This window comes from Flexivirga sp. YIM B11880, from assembly GCF_058148645.1.
On the sequence record NZ_JBMAMH010000006.1, the window covers coordinates 1 to 22,171 of the forward strand.

Annotated in this window: 23 protein-coding genes; 8 read left to right on the forward strand and 15 right to left on the reverse strand. The window is 69.8% G+C overall.

The window, feature by feature from the left end; genetic code table 11:
- Both ACN8HC_RS10595 and ACN8HC_RS10600 read right to left on the reverse strand, forming a co-directional pair.
- Window positions 1–396: YbhB/YbcL family Raf kinase inhibitor-like protein (locus tag ACN8HC_RS10595; RefSeq protein ID WP_490074799.1), on the reverse strand; the 396-nt coding region annotated here is incomplete at its 3' end.
- 10 nt (window positions 397–406) lie between these two features.
- Window positions 407–1,432: an LLM class flavin-dependent oxidoreductase gene (locus ACN8HC_RS10600; protein ID WP_490074800.1), complete on the reverse strand. Its 1,026-nt coding sequence runs from the start codon at window positions 1,430–1,432 to the stop codon at window positions 407–409.
- Window positions 1,433–1,507: 75 nt separating this feature from the next.
- Between ACN8HC_RS10600 and ACN8HC_RS10605 the strand changes: the two genes are divergently transcribed.
- From ACN8HC_RS10605 to ACN8HC_RS10625, 5 genes are read left to right on the forward strand one after another with little or no spacing between them, the layout of a single operon-like run.
- The gene (locus tag ACN8HC_RS10605) at window positions 1,508–2,275 is read left to right on the forward strand and encodes a lysophospholipid acyltransferase family protein (RefSeq protein WP_490074801.1); all 768 of its coding nucleotides are present in this window, start codon (window positions 1,508–1,510) and stop codon (window positions 2,273–2,275) included.
- 4 nt (window positions 2,276–2,279) lie between these two features.
- Window positions 2,280–4,367 (forward strand): RecQ family ATP-dependent DNA helicase, encoded by a 2,088-nt coding sequence (locus tag ACN8HC_RS10610; RefSeq protein ID WP_490074802.1) that lies wholly within the window; start codon window positions 2,280–2,282, stop codon window positions 4,365–4,367.
- Window positions 4,368–4,425: 58 nt separating this feature from the next.
- Window positions 4,426–5,475, forward strand: a complete 1,050-nt coding sequence (locus tag ACN8HC_RS10615) for a glucose 1-dehydrogenase (RefSeq protein WP_490074803.1) — start codon at window positions 4,426–4,428, stop codon at window positions 5,473–5,475.
- A 43-nt stretch (window positions 5,476–5,518) separates the two neighbouring features.
- Complete coding sequence (locus ACN8HC_RS10620) at window positions 5,519–6,904, forward strand: DNA polymerase IV (protein WP_490074804.1); 1,386 nt, start codon at window positions 5,519–5,521, stop codon at window positions 6,902–6,904.
- Window positions 6,905–6,947: 43 nt separating this feature from the next.
- Complete coding sequence (locus ACN8HC_RS10625; protein WP_490074805.1) at window positions 6,948–7,706, forward strand: class I SAM-dependent methyltransferase; 759 nt, start codon at window positions 6,948–6,950, stop codon at window positions 7,704–7,706.
- 102 nt (window positions 7,707–7,808) lie between these two features.
- On the opposite strand, the gene ACN8HC_RS10630 is transcribed toward ACN8HC_RS10625, so the two are convergent.
- Window positions 7,809–8,618 carry a PIG-L family deacetylase gene (locus ACN8HC_RS10630; RefSeq protein WP_490074806.1) on the reverse strand — a complete coding sequence of 270 codons (810 nt, stop codon included), beginning with the start codon at window positions 8,616–8,618 and terminating at the stop codon, window positions 7,809–7,811.
- 105 nt (window positions 8,619–8,723) lie between these two features.
- Between ACN8HC_RS10630 and ACN8HC_RS10635 the strand changes: the two genes are divergently transcribed.
- Window positions 8,724–9,554, forward strand: a complete 831-nt coding sequence (locus ACN8HC_RS10635) for a uracil-DNA glycosylase (protein WP_490074807.1) — start codon at window positions 8,724–8,726, stop codon at window positions 9,552–9,554.
- A gap of 6 nt (window positions 9,555–9,560) precedes the next feature.
- Here the strand turns inward: ACN8HC_RS10635 and ACN8HC_RS10640 are convergent, their stop codons facing one another.
- Complete coding sequence (locus ACN8HC_RS10640) at window positions 9,561–10,229, reverse strand: Dph6-related ATP pyrophosphatase (RefSeq protein WP_490074808.1); 669 nt, start codon at window positions 10,227–10,229, stop codon at window positions 9,561–9,563.
- Window positions 10,226–11,002 (reverse strand): polysaccharide deacetylase family protein, encoded by a 777-nt coding sequence (locus ACN8HC_RS10645; protein ID WP_490074809.1) that lies wholly within the window; start codon window positions 11,000–11,002, stop codon window positions 10,226–10,228. Before ACN8HC_RS10645 ends, ACN8HC_RS10640 begins: the two co-directional genes overlap by 4 nt.
- 32 nt (window positions 11,003–11,034) lie before the next feature.
- Here ACN8HC_RS10645 and ACN8HC_RS10650 point away from each other — a divergent pair, with 32 nt between their 5' ends.
- Window positions 11,035–12,147 carry an MGDG synthase family glycosyltransferase gene (locus ACN8HC_RS10650; RefSeq protein ID WP_490074810.1) on the forward strand — a complete coding sequence of 371 codons (1,113 nt, stop codon included), beginning with the start codon at window positions 11,035–11,037 and terminating at the stop codon, window positions 12,145–12,147.
- Window positions 12,148–12,159: 12 nt separating this feature from the next.
- On the opposite strand, the gene ACN8HC_RS10655 is transcribed toward ACN8HC_RS10650, so the two are convergent.
- Entirely contained in the window at window positions 12,160–13,017 is an 858-nt protein-coding gene (locus ACN8HC_RS10655; RefSeq protein WP_490074811.1) for a DMT family transporter, read from the reverse strand.
- A complete protein-coding gene (locus ACN8HC_RS10660; RefSeq protein ID WP_490074812.1) occupies window positions 13,014–13,895 on the reverse strand; it encodes a DMT family transporter in 882 nt (293 codons plus the stop codon). The genes ACN8HC_RS10655 and ACN8HC_RS10660 overlap by 4 nt, the downstream gene beginning before the upstream one ends.
- Before the next feature lie 25 nt (window positions 13,896–13,920).
- On the opposite strand from ACN8HC_RS10660, the gene ACN8HC_RS10665 reads away from it, so the two are divergent.
- Window positions 13,921–15,051 (forward strand): aminotransferase class V-fold PLP-dependent enzyme, encoded by a 1,131-nt coding sequence (locus ACN8HC_RS10665; RefSeq protein ID WP_490074813.1) that lies wholly within the window; start codon window positions 13,921–13,923, stop codon window positions 15,049–15,051.
- 104 nt (window positions 15,052–15,155) lie between these two features.
- On the opposite strand, the gene ACN8HC_RS10670 is transcribed toward ACN8HC_RS10665, so the two are convergent.
- Genes ACN8HC_RS10670 through ACN8HC_RS10705 form a run of 8 tightly spaced genes read right to left on the reverse strand, consistent with a single transcriptional unit; the run spans window position 15,156 to window position 22,146 of the window.
- Window positions 15,156–16,769 (reverse strand): amidohydrolase, encoded by a 1,614-nt coding sequence (locus ACN8HC_RS10670; protein WP_490074814.1) that lies wholly within the window; start codon window positions 16,767–16,769, stop codon window positions 15,156–15,158.
- A 22-nt stretch (window positions 16,770–16,791) separates the two neighbouring features.
- Window positions 16,792–17,817, reverse strand: coding sequence for an APC family permease (locus tag ACN8HC_RS10675; protein WP_490074986.1), 1,026 nt, complete (start codon window positions 17,815–17,817; stop codon window positions 16,792–16,794).
- Between the two features lie 12 nt (window positions 17,818–17,829).
- Window positions 17,830–18,234: a hypothetical protein gene (locus ACN8HC_RS10680; RefSeq protein ID WP_490074815.1), complete on the reverse strand. Its 405-nt coding sequence runs from the start codon at window positions 18,232–18,234 to the stop codon at window positions 17,830–17,832.
- On the reverse strand, window positions 18,234–18,758 hold the full coding sequence (locus tag ACN8HC_RS10685) for a flavin reductase family protein (RefSeq protein WP_490074816.1): 525 nt from the start codon (window positions 18,756–18,758) through the stop codon (window positions 18,234–18,236). The genes ACN8HC_RS10680 and ACN8HC_RS10685 overlap by 1 nt, the downstream gene beginning before the upstream one ends.
- 10 nt (window positions 18,759–18,768) lie before the next feature.
- Window positions 18,769–19,116, reverse strand: a complete 348-nt coding sequence (locus tag ACN8HC_RS10690) for a cupin domain-containing protein (protein ID WP_490074817.1) — start codon at window positions 19,114–19,116, stop codon at window positions 18,769–18,771.
- A gap of 13 nt (window positions 19,117–19,129) precedes the next feature.
- Complete coding sequence (locus tag ACN8HC_RS10695) at window positions 19,130–20,611, reverse strand: 4-hydroxyphenylacetate 3-hydroxylase family protein (RefSeq protein WP_490074818.1); 1,482 nt, start codon at window positions 20,609–20,611, stop codon at window positions 19,130–19,132.
- 44 nt (window positions 20,612–20,655) lie between these two features.
- Window positions 20,656–21,321 carry a DUF2848 family protein gene (locus ACN8HC_RS10700; protein ID WP_490074819.1) on the reverse strand — a complete coding sequence of 222 codons (666 nt, stop codon included), beginning with the start codon at window positions 21,319–21,321 and terminating at the stop codon, window positions 20,656–20,658.
- Window positions 21,322–21,354: 33 nt separating this feature from the next.
- The gene (locus tag ACN8HC_RS10705) at window positions 21,355–22,146 is read right to left on the reverse strand and encodes a carbon-nitrogen family hydrolase (RefSeq protein ID WP_490074820.1); all 792 of its coding nucleotides are present in this window, start codon (window positions 22,144–22,146) and stop codon (window positions 21,355–21,357) included.
- Between the last annotated feature and the right edge of the window lie 25 nt (window positions 22,147–22,171).

Consider the following 22,171-nt stretch of genomic DNA (forward strand, 5'->3'; position numbering starts at 1 on the left):
GCGGTCGCCGGCCGGCGGCGCTGCTCCGCCGTACGCCTTGTCGCCGAAGTCGTTGCGGACGTGGAATGCCCCTGCGGGCAGGTCCGTCCCGTCGCCGGCTCCTTCGGGCAGCGACGTCACGTCGGCGGGGATCCCGAGCAGCAGCCAGTGCCAGAAGCCGGACGGTGTCGGCGCGTCCGGGTCGAAACAGGTCACGACGTAACCGGCGGTGCCCTCCGGAGCATTACTCCAGGACAGCTGGGGTGACTTGTTGCCACCGGTGAATCCCCAGTCGTTGTAGACCTGTTGGTCCGGCAGCGGGTCGCCGTCGGCGAAGGATTCACTGGTCACCGTCAGCGACGGGACGCTCGGCAACAGCGAGTAGGGGTCGGGGGCTTCGGGGCGTTCCAGATTCATGGTCCCCAAGTTACCCGGCAGCGCGAGCAGCCTCCATGATGAGCGTGTATGACGCCCGCCGCTCGGACGGGTCGTGCACGTTGGTGGTGATCATCAACTCGTCCGCACCGCAGGCCTCCGCTCGGGCCTTGATCCCTGCGTACACCTCCGCGCCGGTGCCCGCCGTCACGAAACGTCCGAGTCCGTCGACGAGGTGCTGTTCTGCCGCGGTCCACTCGTGGGCGGCGGCTTCCTCCGGCGTCGGGAGCGGGCCCGGACGGTTCTGCCGGAGCCGGACCGTCGACAACGCTGCCGCGCGCTCGAGCTCGGTTGCCCGTTGGCGACTTTCGGCCGCGATCGCCGACACGGCAAGCATGCTGTGCGGTTCGGCGGGACTGTCCGGACGACCGTTCGGCTGGAACGAGTTGCGGTAGGCGTCGAACGCGTCCCTGGGATCGACGCTGCCGAAATGGCCCGCGAAGGCGAAATTCGTGCCGAGCAGCCCCGCCGCCTGGGCGCCATACATGCTGGACCCGAGGATCCAGATCGGCGGCAACGGCACGTCGGCAGGCTGCGCGCTGATCGGCGCGAACGGATGGTCGTGGGGGAATCCGTCGACATACGCACGCAATTCGGCGTACTGCTGTGGGAAGTCGTCCGCGATCAGCGCCTCCTTGCTGCGGCGCAACGCGAAAGCGGTGAGCTGGTCGGTGCCCGGCGCACGGCCCAGGCCGAGATCGATGCGACCGGGGTGCAGCGCTTCCAGCACCCGGAACGTTTCGGCCACCTGGAGCGGCGCGTGGTTCGGCAGCATGATGCCGCCGGCGCCCACCCGGATGCGGTGGGTGGCGGCGGCAACCGTGGCGATCATCACGACCGGCGAGGAGCTTGCGACGCTCGGCAGGTTGTGATGCTCGGCGACCCAGAACCGTTGATAGCCGAGTGATTCGGTGTGTCGGGCGAGGGCGATGGTCTCCTGCAGCGCGCTGGCGGCCGAGCGCCCGGCGGCGATGGGGGAGAGGTCGAGCACGGACAGCGGTATCGCGGCATCAGTCACGGCACCTGCAACGTCCCCGCCGGTGGCCGGCATTCCGGACGAGTCCGGCCCCCTACCGGCCGGTACTGTTCGCGCATGGAACCGATCTACTCCGGCGTCATCACCTTCGCGCGCGGTGTCTTCGCCGTGCAGGGACTGAGGTTCGAACGCACCGGGTCCGACCTCATTCCGCGCACCGGCGGCGCGGTGATCGCAATGAATCACATCGGCTACTTCGACTTCGCGTATGCCGGTTACTCCGCGCTGGATGTCGGTCGCAAGGTGCGCTTCATGGCCAAGAAAGACGTGTTCGAGCATCGGGTGTCGGGTCCGCTGATGCGCGGCATGAAGCACATCCCGGTCGACCGGTCGGCGGGCGCCGACGCCTACCGGGCAGCCGTGGAGGCGCTGCGGGCCGGCGAGCTGATCGGGGTGTTCCCGGAGACGACGATCTCGCAGTCCTTCGAGTTGCGGCCGTTCAAGTCGGGCGCGGTGCGGATGGCCCAGGAGGCCGGAGTACCGGTGATCCCGATGGTGCTGTGGGGTTCGCAGCGGGTCTGGACCAAGCGTCTGCCGCGGAAGCTGTGGCGGCCCAAGGTCCCGATCCGGATCGACGTCGGCGCACCGATGCCGATCGCTCGGGACGCGGACGTCGAGGCAGAGACCGTCGCCCTGCGCACGCGGATGGAACAGATGCTGCACGCCGTGCAGGAGACCTACGAGCCACTGACCGGCGCCGACCTGAAATACCTGCCGGCCCGCCTCGGTGGCACCGCGCCGGCTCCCGAGGACGTCGAGCGTCGTGCCAGCGTCGAAGGAAATCGGCCTGACCGACGGCGTTGTCGGTGCCCACTCGCAGACTGACACCATGACCTCCGTGGCAGCTCCGACGATCGAATCCGTCGCCGACGACGTGCTCGCCGTGCTGGCCGGGCCCGGTGCCCGACTGCGCGACGGGCAGCTGGACGCGTTACGCGCCCTGGCGCAACCAGGCTCGCGCGTGCTGGTGGTCCAGGCCACCGGGTGGGGAAAATCGGCGGTCTACTGGATCGCGACGTCCTGGCTGCGCGCACAAGGCCGCGGGCCGACGCTGGTCATCTCGCCGCTGCTCTCGCTGATGCGCGACCAGGTGGCCGCTGCCGCGCGCGCCGGGTTGCGTGCGGCAACGCTCAACAGCTCCAACATCGGTGACTGGCAGGACATCGAGGCGGAGCTCGCCGCGGGCGACCTCGACGTGCTGCTGGTCTCGCCGGAGCGGCTGGCCAACCCCACCTTCGGCGCTCGGGTGATGGAGTCGCTCACCGGCGCACTCGGCCTCGTCGTGGTCGACGAGGCGCACTCGGTGTCCGATTGGGGCCACGACTTCCGGCCGGATTACCGCCGGGTCACCGACGTGCTGCGTCGGCTCAACCCGGACACCCCCGTGCTGGCCACCACCGCGACGGCCAACGCACGTGTCGTCGAGGACATCGCCGCACAGTTCGGTGACGGCACCCTCGTGCTGCGCGGCCCGCTCGCCCGGGCAAGCCTGCAACTCGCGGTGCTGCCCCAGCTGGACCCGCTGCAGCGCTTCGCCTGGGTCGTCGACCGCCTGCCGCGGTTGCCCGGCTCGGGCATCGTCTACACGCTGACGGTCGCCGACGCCCAGCGGCTCGCCGAGGCGTTGCGCAGCCGGTATGGCGAGCAGCTGCCGGTCGCCGCCTACACCGGCCAGCTCGACTCCGACACGCGGGAGGAGCTGGAGGAGAGCCTCCGCGCCAACCGGGTGAAGGCACTGGTCGCGACCTCGGCGCTCGGGATGGGCTACGACAAGCCGGACCTCGGATTCGTCATACACGTCGGTGCGCCGCCGTCGCCGGTGTCCTACTACCAGCAGGTCGGCCGCGCCGGCCGGGCGATCGACCACGCGCTCGTGGCGTTGCTGCCGTCGGCCGGTGATGACGGAGTCTGGGACTACTTCGCCACGGCGACCATCCCGAAGGAGCCGCAGGTCCGGCGGCTGCTGGAGGTGCTGAGCGCCGCCGACGACGCGATGTCGGTCCCGCAGCTCGAGGCGGAGACCGGTCTGCGGCGCACCAAGGTCGACCTGCTGCTCAAACAGCTCGCGGTCGACGGCATCACCGAGCGCACAGCGTCGGGATGGAGCGCCACAGGGGCGCCGTGGAGCTACGACCAGGAGCACTACGACAGCGTGCTGGCCGTGCGACAACGCGAGGCCGACATCATGCGGCGCTACATCCGCGGGGAGCAATGCCTGATGCAGTTGCTGCAGCAGTCCCTGGACGACCCGCAGGCGCAACCCTGCGGCCGCTGTTCCGTGTGCCTGGGCCGGTTGCCGGAGCCGCTCGGTCCTACGGCGTCACCGGAGACCGTCGCGCAGGTCCGCCACGTGCTGCGCACCGAGCAGCATGTGCTGGAGCCGCGAAAGATGTGGCCCGGCGGCGAGTTCGGGCGTCGCGGGCGCATCCCACCCGCAGCGGCCGCCGAGGAGGGCCGGGTGATCGTCCATGCCGACGCCGTCGAGTGGGCCGACCTGCTCGCGGGCCCCTTGCGCGAGGACGGTCCGCCGCCGCCGGACCTTCTCGAGGCATGTGTGCGCACGCTTGCGCAGTGGTCCTGGCCCAGCCGGCCGGATGTCATCGCCGGACTGAGCGTCGCCGGGCACCCCCGGCTGGTCGACGGCGTCGTGGCGGCGCTGGGCGCTGCCGGCCGGCTTCCGTCCGTGGGCTGGCAGGTACGGGGGACGCCACCGGACGACGCCACCTCTGTCGACGAGGCGATCCACTGGCGGGATGCGATCGCGGACAGTGCGCTCCCCGAGGTCGAAGGTGCCGCCGTGCTGCTGGTCGTCGACCGCTCGTCGTCCGGGTGGGCCGTCACACTGGCAGCGGCTGCGTTGCGGGCTGCCGGCGCCCGCATGGTGCTGCCGCTGCTGCTGCACCGCTCGATCGGCTGACGCCTGCACTCCACCGGGCGTTCGCCGGCGCCTCACCGACGTCCGGTAGCTTCGCTGCATGCGAGCTCTCACCGTCATCCCGGGACATGCCGACAGCCTGAGCGTGCAGGACGTTCCAGAGCCGGAGGAGGCCCTGGGCGACGTGCTCGTCGACGGCCTGGCCGTGGGTGTCTGTGGGACCGACCACGAGCTGGCCGAGGGCCTGTACGGCTGGGCGCCGGAGGGCGCGGACCGGTTGATCATCGGGCACGAGTCGCTCGGCCGGGTGCGCGAGGCACCGGCCGACAGCGGCTTCGCTGCCGGCGACCTCATCGTCGGTGTCGTCCGTATGCCGGACCCGGTGCCGTGCGGTGCCTGCGCCCATGGCGAGTGGGACATGTGCCGCAACGGTCAATACACCGAGCACGGGATCAAGCAGCTGGACGGCTTCGCCGCCGAGCGCTGGCGGGTGCACGCCGCGCACGCCGTCAAGCTGGACGCGGCGCTGGAGCCGGTCGGCATGCTGATGGAGCCCACGACCATCGTCGCGAAGGCCTGGGAGCAGGTGGACCGCATCGGCGGCCGCGGATGGTTCGATCCGAAATCGGTCCTCATCACCGGTGCCGGTCCGGTCGGTCTGCTCGCCGCGCTCATCGGGAGGCAACGCGGTCTCGACGTGCACGTGCTCGACCGGGTTGCCGACGGTCCCAAGCCGCAGCTGGTGCGGGACCTCGGCGCCACCTATCACAGCGGCCCGCCGACGGACGTGGTTGCGCAGCTTGCCCCGGACGTCGTCATCGAGGGCACCGGGGCAGTGCCGGTGATCGAGGCGGCGATCGCCAACGCCAAGCCCTACGCGATCACCGTGCTGACCGGCATCTCCAATCCCGGCACGACGGAAGCGGTCGACCTGGGCGCGATCAACCGCGCAGCCGTCCTCGGCAACACCGTCGTCGTCGGCTCGGTCAACGCGAACCTGCGTCACTACCAGGCGGCCGCGCACTGCCTCGCAGCCGCCGACCTCACGTGGCTGGAGCGCCTCGTCGCCCGCCGGGTGCCGCTGGAGCAGTATGCCGATGCGTTCGCGCCCCAGCCGGACGACGTGAAGGTCGCGCTGACCCTTTGCTGACGCCCTGGCGCCGAGTGTCACAGCCGTCCGGAACAATGGCCCGGTGCGTTCCACGGCCAGCATCATGCATCTGGACCTCGACGCATTCTTCGCGGCAGTCGAGCAGCGCGACAAGCCGTCGCTGCGCGGTAAACCGGTGTGTGTCGGGGGAGTCGGCGCGCGAGGTGTCGTCGCCACCGCGTCATACGAGGCCCGACGCTTCGGCGCCCGTTCGGCGATGCCGACCGCGGAGGCCCGTCGGCGCTGTCCGCCTGGCACCGCCTTCCTCCATCCGCGCGGCGACGCCTACCGGGCGTCGAGCCGGGTCGTCATGGACCTCTTGCGGCAGCTGTCGCCGTTGGTGGAGCAGGTCAGTGTCGACGAGGCGTACGTCGACCTCGCGGCCGGTGACGGCATCGACCTGAGCACCGAGGGAGTGCGCGGTGCGGTCAGCGCGTTGCTGGCCGAGATCACCGTGGCCACTGGCGGGTTGACCGCGTCGGCCGGCATCGCCAGCTCGAAGATGCTCGCGAAGATCGGCTCGGATCTGGAGAAGCCCGCGGGGCTGGTGGTCGTGCCGCCCGGACACGAGTTGGAACTCCTGGGGCCGCTCTCGGTCCGGGTGGTGAGCGGCATCGGCCCGGCGACCGAGGCCCGGCTGCGCAGCTTCGGCGTGGAGACGGTGGCCGACCTGCAGCGAATGGAGCGGGCCGACCTGGTCAGCATCTTCGGTGCCGCGCACGGTGGCAGCCTCTACGAGCTGGCGCGCGCTCGCGACGACCGTGAGGTGGTCGTCGAGCGGGAGGCGAAGAGCGTGTCGGCGGAGGAGACCTTCGAGCACGACGTCGTCGATCGTGCTGTGCTCGACGCGGAGTTGGCGAGCCTCGCACGTCGCGCCGCGGCCCGGCTCGGCAAGTCGGCGGCCTTCGCGCGGACCGTCACGATCAAGGTGCGGCAGCACGATTTCGCCACCTCGACGCGCTCGGAGACGTTGCTGCACCCCACGGGCGACGCCGGGGTGATCCTCGATGTCGCCCGGCGGCTGCTCGAGGGCGTGGACGTCTCGAACGGCTTGCGATTGCTCGGTGTCGGCGTTTCCGGGCTCAGCGCTCACGCGCAGGAACAGCTGCACTTCGAAGGGTCCGGCGACTTCACAGCCGCCCAGCTTGCCGTGGACGCAGCGGACAGCCCGGACGACGACGTTCCTGCCACCCCGGCCGGTGACGTTCGCCGTACCCCCGGTCCCGCGGCATACCCGACCGAGCCGGCACCGGAGTGGTGGCCGGGGCAGGACGTCGAACACGCCCAGCACGGCGCGGGTTGGGTGTGGGGCAGCGGACTCGGCCGGGTCACCGTCCGGTTCGAGGGCCCGACCACTGGCCCGGGGCCGGTGCGCACCTTCCGGACCGACGACCCGGAGCTGCGGAAGACCGATCCGCCGCGCTGGTGAGCGGCCGGCGAATTCCGGTTGACCGGGACGGCAGCATGGAGCCATGCGTTCGTATGACGAGCTGATCGACGAAGCGACTGCCGTCGACGTGTCGGGGTGGGACTTCTCCTGGCTGGACGGCCGAGCCACCGAGGAGCGACCCGGGTGGGGCTACGCCCGCCTGCTGGCCAGCACGCTCGGGCAGGTCAACAGTGCGCTCGACCTGCAGACCGGCGGCGGAGAGGTGCTGGACGCCGCGCCGCAGCTGCCGCCGCGGATGGCCGTCACCGAGGGCTGGCCGCCGAATGTGCACGTCGCGCGGAATCGCCTGGAGCGCAAAGGAGTCGAGGTCGTCGAGGTCGGCGTCGACGGCCCATTGCCCTGGCCGGACGACAGTTTCGAGCTGGTGTCGTCGCGCCACCCGGTGAGCACGCCGTGGCCGGAGATCGCCCGCGTCCTGCGTCCCGGTGGGCGCTATCTCGCCCAGCACGTCGGGCCGAGTTCGGCATTCGAACTCATCGAATGGTTCCTCGGACCACTGCCCGCAGCGGTGCACGACGGCCGGCACCCGCGACACGATCGCGCAGGCGCGCGCGCCGCAGGCCTCGTTGTGGACGAGATCCGCAGCGCCCGCTGCCGGATGGAGTTCTTCGACGTCGGAGCGGTCGTCTACATCCTCCGCAAGTGCGTGTGGTGGGTCCCGGACTTCACGCCCGCGCGGTATGACGCCCACCTGCGTGAGCTGGATGTTCGCATCCGCCGGGAGGGGTCGTTCGTCGCGCACTCCACCCGGCTGCTCGTGCGGGCGCATCTCCCCGGCTGAGCCGGCAGCGTACACAAGTCACGACGGTTGCGAGTTGGGTGCAGGTTTGCGCCGGCGAGCGTACACAAGTCGCGACGGTCGCGGGTTGTGTGCAGGTGCACCTCAGGCTGACGTCGGCGATGCGTCCAGGAACCAGCCGCGCACCATGCCGTCCGGGCGGCCACGCTCCAGGAAGTATTCGGTGCCGAACGCCGACGCGAAGACCTCCGGCGGCATCGCCATGAACATGCCGATGTCGGACACCTGGCTGCTGTGTGACTGCATGGCTGCCCGGATGCGGTCCAGATAGTCCGAAACGTCGACAGCCCAGTGAAGTTCGGCCTCCGGCAGCCCCATCGGGTTGCCGTCGTCCATCGGTCCGTCCGGGTCGAACGGCACCTCCATGCCGGTGTCCCGGGCTGCCTGGAGCTGCGCTCGCATGACGTCGCGGTTCATCGTCTCCTCGAGCACGCGCGGGGGGCGTGCGGCCAGCTCTGCGGCGGCGTAGGTCACCGCGTGCACCTTCACGTGGTCCGGATGCCCGTAACTGCCGTGCCAGTCGTAGCCGACGAGCACGTCGGCGTCCTCCTCGTCCAGGATCGCGGCCAGCCGCGCGGCCGCTTCGTCGACGGGCGCCTGGTGGAAGGACTGCGGGTCGGAGTTCTGCTCCCAGCCGGTCATGCCGGAGTCGTGGTAGCCGAGCCAGGCGACCCGCGAGGTGCCGGTGATCTTCGCCGAGGCCTCCGCCTCGGCCCGGCGCCGGTCGGCCAGCGTCTCGCCGGCCGCGAGGTCGGCCGGCAGCTCGCCGTGCTCACCGCCGGTCGCGTAGACGACGACCACGCGGTGGCCCTCGTCGGAGGCACGGGACATCGAGCCAGCGGTCTGCGAGCTCTCGTCGTCGGGGTGCGCGTGAAAGAAGACGATGGTCGCCATTCGACGAATTTTGGCAGGAGGCACCGACAGCCGGTACAAGAGGTGAGTGATCACCCCACGAAGTTCTCCCCCGCTTCGCTCCTCCGATACTTCGCGGGGGCCCCGATGACCGACGCGCATCCGATGACCGGGCAGCACTTCGAGTCGCCGGTGCCGCCCGGGAGTGGGTGGCCGGGTGACCGGGCGACCGGCGAGACGCCTGTGGCCCATACCGCTGCCGGGGTGCGTCGACTCGCGCGGTCGGCGCAGACGATCGACGCACTGGACGCCCTGGTGTCGGTGTGCCGGGCCTGCCCGCGTCTGGTGGCGTGGCGCGAAGAAGTTGCGACCAGCGGCCGGCGCCGATCGTTCGCGGGCGAGCCCTACTGGGGACGTCCGGTGCCGGCGTTCGGCGATCCTGCCGCGACGCGGCTGATCGTCGGTCTTGCTCCGGCGGCGAACGGGGCGAACCGCACGGGGCGAATGTTCACCGGAGATCGGTCCGGAGACTGGCTCTACGCGGCGCTCTACCGGATGGGTTTCGCCACCCGGGGGATTGCCGTGTCGGCCGGAGACGGCCTGCAGCTGCACGGCATTCGCATCACCGCACCGGTCCATTGCGCTCCGCCGGCGAACAAGCCGACGACCGCCGAAAAGGTGACCTGCGCCCCCTGGCTGGAGCGCGAGCTGCAGCTGTCCGAGGGAACGGTGCGCGTCATACTCACCCTCGGCGGAATCGGTTGGGACGCCACGATTTCCACCGCCCGGTCGCTCGGTTGGGAGATCCCGCGGCCCAAGCCGAAGTTCGGCCACGGCGCACGTGCGACCCTGCAGTCGCCGGGCGGTCCGGTGGAGCTGGTCGGCTGCTACCACGTCAGCCAGCAGAACACCTTCACCGGACGTCTCACCGAGCCGATGCTCGACGAGGTGCTGGCGACGGTGCGCGAGCTCGGCTGAGAGGCGTTACCGCGCCGGTAAGACGTCGGCGAAGACGAAACCGTCCCGGGTCACCACCTCGCCGACCTCGACGTCGATCGGGCGGGCGAAGCCCGGCGCGTCCCAGACGAAGGTGTGGAACTCGCCGTGCTCACCGCACGGGTCGACGCCGGCGGGCAGGTCCCGCAGGAGAGCTTCGTCGAAGGACCGGCCCACGAACGACGGGTCGAGCTGCGCCGGGTCGACGCAGGTGAGGACCGCACGCAGGCCGGCGGCAACCATGTCGTGTGCCAGCTGCTCGGTCGGCCTGCCCCAGAGCGGGAACAGCGGCTCGATCCCGGTCCCCGCCATCGCGTGCTCCCGGTAGGCGCGGACGTCGGCCAGGAAGAGGTCTCCGAACACGACCGCTTCCACCTGGTCCGCGCGCGCCGCGGCAAGCGCCTCGGACATCTTCGTCTCGTAGACGTCGTTGGGACAGGGCGACGGGATCTCCACGACGTGCACCGGCAGGCCGATGCGCTCGGCCTGGGCGTGGAGCAACGACCGGCGTACGGCGTGCATGGCGACCCGGTCCGCCGCGGCGTTGACCGTCACCAGCAGGCCCACCACCTCGATCTCCGGGTCGGCTCGCACGACCTCGAGCGCCGTCGCGCTGTCCTTGCCGCTGCTCCAGCTCAGCCATGCGCGTTTCGTCACGGGGTCGAGACTAGGGCGCGACCATCAGGCAGAACTCGGTGCCGTCCGGACCCGACGCCGTGCTCGGCGAGGGGGCCGACCACGCGGCCGTCGTCCCGCCATACGTCGAGCAACACCTCGACCGCGGCGTGACAAGCCGCATCGGACCCCGGTGCGGCCCCGTACGGCGAGTCGTGCAGCAGGACGGTGCCACCCCGACCGCCGCCATCGCGCAGCCGGCTGACGATCAGCGATGGTTCGGGTGCTTCCCAGTCGCGCGCCCACGCGGTCCACAAGACGGGTCGCAGGCCGGCCCGGCGGGACGCCCAGAGCGCGGTCCCGCTGAGGGCGCCGTACGGCGGGCGGAACCACAACGGCCGATGCCCGGTCAGCTCCCGGAGGAGCGCCGCAGTGTACTCAACCTCCTGCGCCGCAGCAGCGGGAGTGAGCCGGAGGAAGTCGATGTGCGACCAGCCGTGCACCGCGAGTTCATGTCCTTCCGAATGAATTTCGTCGATGAGTCCGGGGTGGCGCCGTGCTCGTTCACCGACCACGAAGAACGTTGCGTGCACACCGTGCGCGCCGAGGAGTTCGAGCAACGCCGGCGTCGTGGCCGGGTCCGGACCGTCGTCGATGGTCAGCGCCACGTGCTCGGGGATGCCGCGCCCCGCGAGAGCCGGGAAGAGGCGCCGGACCGTGGGCAGCCAGGTCGCCGCGGGCAGCGCCTGCGCGAGCCCGAGCGCCACCGGCATGGCCAGTGCCGCTGTTGTATGACGGGCCGCTCCCGAAGGCATGGGATCCATGACGTCCGGGTACCCACATTTCCGTGACGCACATCTTGGTGCTGACCGCGAGCATGGGCGGCGGTCACAACGGAGTCGCCGGGGAGTTGGCACGACGGCTCCGGGACGACGGACACGACGTCGACGTGGTCGACCTGCTCACCGTCTTCCCGTGGCGCCTCGGGCATGGCATGCGGGCCGGCTACCGCGGCATGCTGCAGGTCGCGCCCTGGCTCTACGAAGCGATCTACCGCGGGTTCTTCGTGCCTCGTGACGGAGCCGGTCCCGACGCGTCACCGGCCGTGCATCTTGCGGCGAACGGGCTGCGGTCGGTCGTCGCGGCGGATCCGCCGGACGTCGTGGTGAGCACGTTCCACCTCGCCGGGCAGGCCGCGAACCAGTTGCGCCGCGAGGGCAGTTTGCAGGCGCCGAGTGTCGTTCTGGTGACCGAGGCCGAGGCGCATGCCATGTGGCGCGACCCGACAACCGACCTCTACCTGTGCGTCTACCCGGGTCAGGCCGACCAGTTGCGCCGCGAGCTCGGCGTCGATGCGCGCCACGTGCAGCCCGTGGTGCGGCCGGAGTTCCGGCGCGGCGCGTTGCACAGTCGTCCGTGGTCGATCGCCGGGCGGGACCGGTCCCGAGTATTGGTCTCGACCGGTTCGTGGGGTGTCGGCCACCCGGGGCGCGTCGCGCACATTCTGGCCAGCACGGGTCGTTACCGGCCGGCGGTGCTCTGTGGTCACAACGACCACCTTCGACGTCGGTTGACGCGCGATCTCCGGGACTGCGAGGTGCTCGGCTGGGTCACCGACATGGCGTCCCTGATGGCCCAGTCATCGGTGCTGGTGGAGAACGCCGGCGGGGGGCTGACCTGCTGGGAGGCTTTCGCGGACGGCCTTCCTGTCGTGACGTTCGATCCGATTGCCGGGCACGGGCGAGTCGGCGCGGCGCGATTGCAGGAGGCCGGACTGTCCGTATTGGCTTCTGCTCCTTCGGAACTCGTGTCGGTGCTCGATCAACTGAACTCGTCGGCTGCCGGAACGCGGCAACGGCTCTGTGCAGCCGGGGCGGCGATGTTCGACGACGGAAGTCCGCACGCCGCGGAGGTCGTGGCCGAGCTGGCACGGTCGCACGCGCACAGCACGCCCGGCTGAGCCGGTCGACGGTCAGGGCTGATCCGGGTCGTCGTCACCGGCGACCAGGGGCGAGCGGGCGAGTTCGACACTGCCGGCGACGATGGCGGCGACGCCGAACACCTCGAGCACCAGCCACACGCCGAGCCGGACTTGCTCGTGGAAGAGCAGGACGCCCAGGACGACGCCGGTCACCGGATCCGTGAAGGTCACCGCCGGCTGCGCCGCGACGAGGGTGCCGCTCTGCAGCGCGTTCTGCAGCAGGAAGAGACTGAACACACCGGCGGCGACCATCACCCACAGCTGCCAGGAGGCGAAGACCGCACCGAGACCTTGGGGGAGGTACGCCGTTGCCGACTTCATCAACGCGGCCGTCATACCGAAGCCGAGGCCGGCGGCCGCACCCAGGAGGCAGGCACCGGTCGCCCCTCCGACCCGGCTCAGCACGATCAGCGTCAGGGTGACCGCGACAGCTGCGGCGCCGGCGATGACCCAGCGGATCCAGTGCACCTGGGCGGTGCCCGACGCCGGCGCCAGGCCGATGAGGAACGCCGCCAGGCCGGCCGCCATCACGACGGCGCCCAGTCGTGCTCGTCCGCCGGTCGGCCGGTGGAACACCCGGCCGGCGATGATCAGCGTCAGCGGAAGTTCCACCGCGAGCACCGGCTGCACGATGGCAAGGTCACCCCCGCTGAGCGCGGCCGCCTGGAAGCCGAACCCGGCGATCAGCGCGCCGATCCCGGCGAGCCAGACCGGTCGGCGGACCAGGTCAAGCACCAGCGCGAACCGGAATCGTTCCGTGGCCGGCGCTTCTCGTGCGGCCCGGCGTTGCAGGACAGTGGCCACCGCGTTGCTGACCGCCGCGCAGAGCGCGAGCACCACCGTGATCATGACCCTCCCTCCTGGTCCTCGGTAGGTCGTTCGCCGACCGCCTGCGCGAGCAGGTCCGACGTCGCGATCACATAGACACCGGCGACCATGGCCACCAGGCCGCCCAGCTCCAGTGCCACCGCCCAGGGCGCCGCACGGATGTGGTCGCCGAGCGCGACGATGCCGAAGACGACGCCCGCGATCGGCTCGCCCACTGTCACCGCGGGAAGCGTGTCACGCAGCGGCGCGACCTCGAAGGCGCTCTGCTGCAACAGGATCACCACCACGGCGACGGCCACGACGGCATACGGCTCCCAGGCGTGGACCGCTCCTGGCAGCCCGTGCTGGAGACGCAGCACCGACATCCGGGTCAGGCCGTCCTGCAGCCCAGCAAGACACCCGGCGGCGCCGGCCAGGAGCGTGCCCTCTTGCAACTTCGGCTGTCCCCGCCCGACCGCGACGAGCACGCCCGCGACGGCGCAAATCCCGCCGACCGCGCTCCAGCGGCGCGGACCGGCAAGCCAACCGCTGCCGGCGGCGGGGGCCCCCGCCGCGAGGAACGCGGCGAGCCCGGAGCCCAGCACGAGGCAGCCGAGCCAGTCGGTGCGGCGCAGGCGCGACCGGGTCACCGCACTGGAGAGCAGCAGCGCGATCAGCAGGTTGGTGGCGAGCAGCGGCTCGACGATCGAGATACTGGCCTGGCCGAGCGCGATCGCACTGACGATCTGGCCGCAGACCATCGACGCCATACCGCCCAGCCACTGTCGCGAATGCGCAAGATCCCAGAGCAGCCGCAACTTCAGCACGTCTGCCTGCGGTGCCCGTGATGCAGCCCGTTGTTGCAGCACGAAGCCCACGCCCAGCAAGAAGGCGGCGACGAGGGGGAGAGCGATGACCATGTCTCCCACTCAGTACCCTGCGAAGGTGAACTTGCCACACGACGACATCGACCCGGACGGCCTGCTGGAGTATTCGGTCGTCTTCACCGACCGCTCGCTCAACCACATGTCGCAACGTTTCGTGCGGGTGATGCAGGACATCATCGACGTGCTGCGCACCACCTACAGCGCCCACACCGTGGCGATCGTCCCCGGCGGCGGTTCCTACGGGATGGAGGCGATCGCCCGGCAGCTCGCCAACGGCAAACGGGCCCTCGTCATCCGCAATGGCGCCTTCTCCTATCGCTGGTCGCAGATCTTCGACGCCGGGCACATCACCGACGACATCACGATCTGTGCTGCCCGCCCGCTGACTGACGAGCACCAGGCGCCGTGGCAGCCGGCGCCCGTCGACGACGTTGTCGCCGAGATCCGTGCGAACCGACCGGAATTCGTGTTCGCCCCGCACGTCGAGACGGCGTCGGGGATCGTCCTGCCGGACGACTACGTGCGTGCGGTGGCGGCCGCGGTGCACGAGGTGGGCGGCCTGTTCGTGCTCGACTGCGTGGCCTCCGGTGCGTTGTGGGTCGACATGACCGACCTGGGCGTCGACGTGCTCCTCACCGCGCCGCAGAAGGGCTGGAGCGGCACCCCCTGCGCCGGCTACGTGATGCTCAACGAGGCGGCCCGTGCCGCGGTCGAGGCGAGCACGTCGACCAGCTTCGCGATGGATCTGAAGAAGTGGCTCTTCATCACCGAGTCGTATGTCGAGGGCCAGACGCCCTACCACGCGACCATGCCGACCGACGGTCTCGCGCACAACGCCGAGCTGATGCTCGAGGCCCGCGAGATCGGACTGGACACCTTGCGCGCGGCGCAGCTCGACCTCGGGACGAACGTCCGCGCCGCTCTGGCGGAGGCCGGGTTCCGGTCGGTCGCGGCGGACGAATTCGCCTCTTCCAGCGTGGTTGTCGTGTACACCGACGATCCGGAGCTGAAGACGGGTGCGAAGTTCAAGCAGGTCGGTCTGCAGGTCGCGGCGGGTGTGCCGTTGTACTGCGGCGAGCCGTCCGACTTCTCGTCGTTCCGGATCGGACTGTTCGGGCTGGACAAGCTCACCGACGTGGACGGCACCGTCGAGCGCTTCACAGCCGCTCTCGACAAACTGGGTGCCTGAGATCCGGTGGCTCGGATCGGGCGCCGGAGCAGGAACAGCCGTAGTTGTAGCAGTTGATCGATGCGGCGGTGACCCCGCGACCCGCGACAACCCGCGCGACGCAGTCAGGCCGGCAGAGAGCCGGTGAGATGCACGACGCTGCCCATCACGATCGTTGCGACGACGGGTGCTGCTGCCAGCTCGTCCGGGTCCGCGGACAGCGGGTCGACCGCGAACGCCGTCAGCGAGGCGCGTGAACCTGGAGCGATGACGCCGGCGACGCCCTGCTCGCCCCGGGTGATGGCGGGCTGGGTGGTGTAGCCCCCCAGCGCCATACGGGCGGACAGTGCTTGGTCGGGCAGGATCGGTGTTTCCTCCGGGTGACCGGCACGGCGGCGCAACCGGGCTGCCGCGAGGATCGCCCGCGGATCGTATGGCGCAACCGGCCAGTCAGAGCCGAGGACGACCACTCCGCCCGCGCGCCGGATGTCGCCGAACCGGAAAGCTCGTGCCGCCCGGACCGGACCGAGCCGCTGGGACCATGCGTCCGAGCCGTCCGCAGCGCTGAAATCGGTGCAGTGCGTCGGCTGCATGCTGGCGACGATGCTGGTCTCGGCGAAGCGGGGGATCAGGTCGTCGGGCACGGTCTCGATGTGTTCGATCCGGTGCCGTGCGCCGGAGGGGAGGGGCGGCGTGGCTGCGAGCGTCTCGAGCGCGCAGCGGACGGCGGCGTCGCCGATCGCATGCGTGGCGGTGGGCACGCCCCGTTGCGCCAGGAAGTGCACCGCCTCGCGGTATTCGGCCGGGTCACGCCAGTTCGGCGCGGTGCACTCGCCGCACCCGTCCGGCTCGGCCAGCCACGCGGTGCCGCCCTCGACAGTGCCGTCCAGGAAGAACTTGGCACCGTCGACCGTCCAGCGGCGGCCACCGCGGCGCTGCTTCTCCAGGACCGCCTGCCATGCGGCGAGGCCCTGTCCCGGCTCGACCCACGGGTGACAGCGGATCCGCATCGGCAGCTCGCCGACGTCCTCGGCGGCCGCGAACAGCTCACCGGCATCGCCGTTGAAATCCATCGCGTCACCGTCGGTGATCCCGACCGCCGCCATGGCCGCGAGCACGGTGCGCAGCCGGTCGCGACGGGTCTCGAACGGCTCGGCCGGCATGACCGATTCGACCAGGTCGATCGCCTCGAACTCCCGCAACTGGCCGGTGGGGCGCCCGTCGTCACCGCAGACGATGCCACCGCCCGCGGCGAACTCCCGCGGTCCGGTGATGCCCGCGGCCGCCAGTGCCGCCGGACTGGCGATCACCGAGTGCGCGTCGAACAGGCGCACCACCGCGGGGACCTCCGCGCCGAAGGCCGCGCGCAGCGGAGCGTCGGTGATCGGCGCCCGGCCGAAGGCGTTCGGATCCAGCCCCCAGCCCCTCACCCATTCCCCGTCGCGGCGCGCCGCCCGGAGGGTGGCGACCACCTCGTCGAGGGAGTGCGCCGCGCTCAGGTCGACCCCTGCCGTCAGGTCCGTGCCGAGCACCGGGTGGAAGTGTCCGTCGATGAGTCCCGGTGTCAGCGTGGCGGATCCGAGATCCAGCACCTCGGCGCCGCGGAACTCGTCGAGCAGTGAGTCGTCGCCCACGGCGAGGACGGTGCCGTCCGCGATCGCCACGGTCGTGGCCGGAGCGTCCGCCTCGGTCATCGTGTGGACCCGTGCGGCCCGCACGAGCAGTTGTGCCGATGTCATGGCTGGATCACCCTTCCGCGGTTCAGTCCGCCGCACGGGATCCGACGACGGCATACACCTCGGGCTTGGTCCGGCGCAGTTGCCAGCACGCGAGGACACCGAGCACGATCGCCCCAGGGGTGACTGCCAGGATCGCGATGTTCACTCCGCTGCCGAACGGCACGGATCCGGTCAGCAGGGTGATGTTCTCGGTCACCAGGAAGATCGCGACGATCATCAGTACGCTGCCGGCGATCGGGGCGACCACGACCCGCCAGACGCTGTGGCCCTGACGATCGCGCCAGAAGTAGCGCACCACCGACACCCCGACGAGAGCCTGCAGCAGCAGGATGCCGAAGATCCCCGGGGTGTTGACCCAGATCAGCAGCTGGTTGAGCGGGTCGCGCCCGGCGACTGCGAAGGCGATCACGACGACTGCGGCCAGCGCGCTCTGCCACATGCTCGCGATGTAGGGCCCGTCGTACTTCGGGTGCAGCTTGCCGAAGTGGCGCGGGATGACCTGCTCGCGGGAGAGCGCGTAGGCATAGCGGGTGATCGCATTGTGGAAGGCCAGCAGGCTGGCCAGGATGCTGGTGATGATCAGCAGATCCATCAGGTCCTCCGCCCAGGTGCCCACATAGCTCTGCATGGCGTCGAAGAACATCCCGCCGGCGAGCTGGTTCGCCTTCGCCTGCGCGGCGCCGGGTCCGTACGCCTGCACGATCACCCAGATCATGAAGGCGTAGAAGATGCCGAGGAACGCCACTGCCGCGTATGTCGCACGCGGTATGGCGCGGTCGGGGTTCCGCGCCTCCTCACGATAGAGAGCCGTGCTCTCGAAGCCCATGAAGGCCGCGAACGCGAACGCGAGCACGGCACCGAGCTGACCGGTCACCACGTGCGCCGGCGTGAACGAGGTGAAGGTGATCCCGTGCCGGTGCTGGACGAGCACGGCGATCGCCAGCAGCAACAGGACGGCGGTCTCCAGACTGAGCAGGATGACGAGGAACTTGGCGTCGACGTCGATCGAGTGCGAGCCGAGGAACCACACGATCAGCACGCCGATCAGTGCCCAGCACCACTACGGGAGATTGACGTGCAACAGGTTGTTCAGAGTGTCGTGGGTGAAGTAGCCGAGCGCGCCGAACATGCCGATCTCCAGCACGTTGTAGGACACCAGCGCCACGACGGAGGAGACCACGGCTGCGCCGGCGCCGAGGCCCTTGGCGATGTAGGCGTAGAACGCACCGGCGTTGCGCACGTGCTTGGTCATCGCGGTGAAACCGACGGCGAAGATCCCCAGCGAGACACCCGCGAAGAGGTAACCCGCCGCGGCACCGATGCCGCCGATGCCGACGGCGAGAGCGCCCACCACGGCCATCACGAAGAGCGGAGCGGCTGCGGCGACCACCAGGAAGGCGATCGCCGAAGCCGACAGGGAGCCGGTCAGCTTCTGCTCCGCGGGTGCTTGAGTTGTCTCGATCATCAGAACCACCACGGGATTTCGTCGTGTCCGGAGTCGTGGAAGGTGCCGAAACGTCCGGCGTTGAAGAGCAGCGCGTTGCCGTCGCGGTACCGGAGGTTCGCCACCTCCCCGAAGACCACCGTGTGATCGCCGATCACCGTGGTGTCGTGCACACGGCACTCCGCCTGCACCAGCGCGTCCTTGATCAGCGGCATACCGAACTCGCCGAGGTCGTACTCGATGTTCTCGTAGCGAGAACCACCGCGCGTGGCGAAGTGCCGTGCGACCGCCTCCTGGCGGCAGGACAGGATCGAGACGGTGAATCCGCCTGCCTGCTCGACGATGTCGGTCGTACGCGAGCCGTGGGTCAGCGAGATCATCAGGACCGATGGGTCCAGGCTGATCGAGGTGAGTGAGCTGATCGTCATACCGCACCAGTTCTCTCGGGAGACACCGGAGCTCACCACCGCGACCCCGGTGACGAAGCGGCCCATGCTGGCCCGCATGTCACCGGGAGTGACACGTGCGAAGTCGGGGAGTGTCATGACGATCGACCTACTTCGCGCCGTATCTGACTTCGAAGGTCGTGACGCCCTCGTCGCTGCGCCACGGACCGTGCGGCATGCCCGGCGGGCGGCATGCGTACTCACCCGCCCGGAAGGTCTGGTTCAGGGTCAGGTCGACGAAGGATCCGTCGAGGATGTAGACCTCTTCCCAGAAGTCGTGCTTCAGCTGCCCCATCGGGGTGGAGTCGGCTCCCGGCTCGTAGCGCAGGATGCGGGAGGCGAAGCCGGTCTCGGGATCCCGTGACAGGATGCGCTCCTTGATCAGCGGGTTGCCGCCGTCGCAGACCGTGTAGTCGACGTCGGTGACCGGGAAGAATTCGTACTCGGGCTTCGGCATGGCTCAATCTCCTTCAGTGAACGAGGGTTTCGACGTTCTCCCCGTCGAGGGAGTAGCTGTCCAGGAAGCCCTGCACGGCTTGCAGGGCACCGTCGTAGTCGTAGTTCCGGTAGGTGTAGACCCCCTTCACCACGAATGGTGCGCCGGCGTAGAACATCTCGTACTGCTGGTGGCGGCCGGCGAATTCCGAGCCGAGGATGTCCCAGGCCAGCTTGAAGAGTTTGACCCGCTCGACCGAGGGGACGCCGGGGGACTGCACGTAGCGCTCGATGTCGGCGCGGCTCGTCTCGCTGGTCAGGTCGTGGACGCTGGACGGCAGTTGCAGCACGCCGCCCCCGACCAGGTCACGGAGTATGGCGAGCACCCGGGGATAGGTCTCGGACTGCAGGCCCATCGAGGCGTAGAGCAGCGATCGGTTCGGCAGCCACTGGCCCTGCTCGTCCGGTGCGGCGGTGTATTCGGCTGCGAGCACTGCGGATTCGACAGCGCTGACCACGGCTGCCAGCTCGCCCAGCTTCTCCTGCACTGACGGGATCTTGTCCACGCCGTTGACCTGGGTCACTCGGCGTGCGACACCGGCGATGAACTTCAGCTTGGTGGCGAATCGGATCTGCGCCTGCCAGTTGCCGAGCACGTGCGCGCCGGTGTCGAAGAACTGCTGTCGCACCTTGGTGGTGTCGCGGTCGACGAACACCCGGTCCCAGGGGATCAGCACGTCGTCGAAGACCAGCAGTGCGTCGGACTCGTCATACCGTGTGGTGAGCGGGTAGTCGAACGAGCTCGTCGCGCCGGTGATGTAGGGCCGCCGGCAGTAGAGCTTGAGACCGTCGGCGTTGGTCGGTACCAGGAAACCGACCGCGAAGTCCTGGTCGTCGGGTCCGAGCGGCTTGATGCAGGAGACGAAGATCTCGTCGGCGACGGCGCCGCCGGTGGCCAGCATCTGGGAGCCGCGGATGACCAGACCCTCCGGCGTCTCCTCGACCACGCCGGCCTGGAGGTATTCGCCTTCCCAGCCGGACGCGGTGGTGGCCCGAGAGACCTGCGGCGGGATGATCGCGTAGGAGAGGTAGAGGTTGTCGTCCAAGAGGCGCTGGTAGTGGGTGCGGACGTTGCTCGCAAAGTCGTGGTCGCTGCCGTCGACCGCGAAGACCTGGCTGTTGGCGGCGAACGACGCCATGAAGGTGCCGACGTGGTCAGGACTGCGGCCGACCCAGCCGTGGGTGTGCTTGGCCCAGGTCTCGATGGCCTTGCGACGCGCCACGAGCTCGTCCTGCGAACGCGGTACGGCGAAGGTGCGGTTGGCGATCCGACCCGTCTCCGGGGCGGTGTACTGCATCACCTCGGGCTGCTCGTTCGCGATGTCGAAGAGTTCGGCGATGGTCCTGGCCATCGGCGCGAACGCCGGATGGGACGAGACGTCGCCGACCTCTTCTCCGTCCAGGATCACGGTCCGGCCGTCGTTGAGCGAGGCCACATATTCGGCTCCGGTGCGCATCGGGTTCCTTTCGCAGTGCTTGTCGCGGGGGGCCAGGGATTTGTTCAGGACTCGACGGTGACGGTGTAGGAGTGGGTCAGCTCGGTGCCGTCGGGGAGAGTGATCGTCAGGCCCCAGACAGCCCCGGGGACGAATGCTCCGTCGATGAGGGGGAGGGTGCCGCCGTAGACGACCAGATCACCGGCCGCCAGCTCGTCGTCGCGGTCGATCAGGATCTTCAGCAGCTCGTCCGGCCGGCGCAGTCCGGCCAGCGAGCCTTTCTGGTAGATCGCGTCGTCCACGGTGCAGGTCGCCTGGCAGGCGTCGTAGTCGAAGGCCGCCCAGTCGGCGACTGCCGTCACCCGGGAGCCGATCGGCTTGGGGCAAGCCCGCTTCGACTCGCCGATGTCAACGGTCTCCAGCGTGCGGTCCGTGTGGTCGGAGCCCACGCCGAGGAACCACTGGCCGGCGTGCCGGACGAAGACCGGCTCGACCTCGCCGGAGGTGTTGTCGCCGGTGACGGTCAGCGTTTGGGACGTGGTCAACAGCTCGGGCGGCATCGGGTAGACCATCGGGACCTGCGGCGGCGGCGCGACACCGATCGCAGCGAGTTCGTCGATGTGGTGGTGGACCTGGGCCTCGTCGCGACCGGTGTAACCGGCCACGATCACCTGGATATCGGGGTCGAGGGTGAAGGGTGTTCCGCCGATGGGCGTGAGAGTGACTGTCATGGGGTGGTGCCTTTCTCGGTATGTCGGGGGCGGTCAGTCGAGAACGCTGTAGTCCGCGAGTCGGTTTGCCAACACGGGGAATTCGGCGCGCGTGCGTCGTACCAGGGCCGGGTCGATGTCGACGGTGGTGATGCCCTCGTCGGTGCCGGCCTCGACCACCACCGCGCCCCAGGGCTCGACGATCCGGCTGTGCCCGGCGAGCTCGACCCCGGCCTGCGTGCCCACCGCGTTGCACGAGATGACGAAGACCTGGTTGTCGACGGCCCGGGCGGCCGTCAAGAGTTGCCAGTGCGCCAGGCGAGCAGCCGGCCATGCGGCGGGGACGATCACGAGTTCGGCGCCGGCGTCGACCAACCGGTTCCACAGACCGGGGAAGCGCAGGTCGTAGCAGGTGGTGCCGGCCAGCTGCCCGAACGGCGTCCGCACACTCCGTGCTCGGGTGCCCGGGGTGAGCAGCTCGGTCTCGCGGGACTGGTAGCCGAAGATGTGCACCTTGTCGAAGCTGTGGACCAGCGAGCCATCAGGGCCGAGCAGGACACCGCTGTTGCGCAGCACGTCGCCGTCCTGATGCACGAAGCTGCCGGCGTGGATGAAGCAGGAGCGCTCCGCGGCGATCCGCGAAAAACTGGAAACGGTTGCCCCGTCGAGGGATTCGGCTTCTGACCGGTAGTCGTCGAAGTGGTTGAAACCCACTCCCCACAGCTCCGGGAGCACGATGAGGTCCGGCGCGCCGTCCACGGTCGCGACCGTCTCGGCCACCCGTTCGCGGCGGCCAGCGGCCGACTCACCGTCGGGGCTGGCGACCTGGACCAGTGAAATCTTCATGAGGAGGATTCCTTCGTCGTATGTC

Excerpts from the sequence above, each read along its gene's own strand:
- ACN8HC_RS10685 (WP_490074816.1), bottom strand. The coding sequence starts at position 18,758 with ATGACACTCCCCGACTTCGCACGTGTCACTCCCGGTGACATGCGGGCC.
- ACN8HC_RS10680 (WP_490074815.1), bottom strand. The coding sequence starts at position 18,234 with ATGATCGAGACAACTCAAGCACCCGCGGAGCAGAAGCTGACCGGCTCC.
- ACN8HC_RS10610 (WP_490074802.1), top strand. The coding sequence starts at position 2,280 with ATGACCTCCGTGGCAGCTCCGACGATCGAATCCGTCGCCGACGACGTG.
- ACN8HC_RS10660 (WP_490074812.1), bottom strand. The coding sequence starts at position 13,895 with ATGGTCATCGCTCTCCCCCTCGTCGCCGCCTTCTTGCTGGGCGTGGGC.
- ACN8HC_RS10615 (WP_490074803.1), top strand. The coding sequence starts at position 4,426 with ATGCGAGCTCTCACCGTCATCCCGGGACATGCCGACAGCCTGAGCGTG.
- ACN8HC_RS10690 (WP_490074817.1), bottom strand. The coding sequence starts at position 19,116 with ATGCCGAAGCCCGAGTACGAATTCTTCCCGGTCACCGACGTCGACTAC.
- ACN8HC_RS10605 (WP_490074801.1), top strand. The coding sequence starts at position 1,508 with ATGGAACCGATCTACTCCGGCGTCATCACCTTCGCGCGCGGTGTCTTC.
- ACN8HC_RS10670 (WP_490074814.1), bottom strand. The coding sequence starts at position 16,769 with ATGACATCGGCACAACTGCTCGTGCGGGCCGCACGGGTCCACACGATG.
- ACN8HC_RS10625 (WP_490074805.1), top strand. The coding sequence starts at position 6,948 with ATGCGTTCGTATGACGAGCTGATCGACGAAGCGACTGCCGTCGACGTG.
- ACN8HC_RS10695 (WP_490074818.1), bottom strand. The coding sequence starts at position 20,611 with ATGCGCACCGGAGCCGAATATGTGGCCTCGCTCAACGACGGCCGGACC.
- ACN8HC_RS10655 (WP_490074811.1), bottom strand. The coding sequence starts at position 13,017 with ATGATCACGGTGGTGCTCGCGCTCTGCGCGGCGGTCAGCAACGCGGTG.
- ACN8HC_RS10635 (WP_490074807.1), top strand. The coding sequence starts at position 8,724 with ATGACCGACGCGCATCCGATGACCGGGCAGCACTTCGAGTCGCCGGTG.
- ACN8HC_RS10645 (WP_490074809.1), bottom strand. The coding sequence starts at position 11,002 with ATGCCTTCGGGAGCGGCCCGTCATACAACAGCGGCACTGGCCATGCCG.
- ACN8HC_RS10705 (WP_490074820.1), bottom strand. The coding sequence starts at position 22,146 with ATGAAGATTTCACTGGTCCAGGTCGCCAGCCCCGACGGTGAGTCGGCC.
- ACN8HC_RS10700 (WP_490074819.1), bottom strand. The coding sequence starts at position 21,321 with ATGACAGTCACTCTCACGCCCATCGGCGGAACACCCTTCACCCTCGAC.
- ACN8HC_RS10630 (WP_490074806.1), bottom strand. The coding sequence starts at position 8,618 with ATGGCGACCATCGTCTTCTTTCACGCGCACCCCGACGACGAGAGCTCG.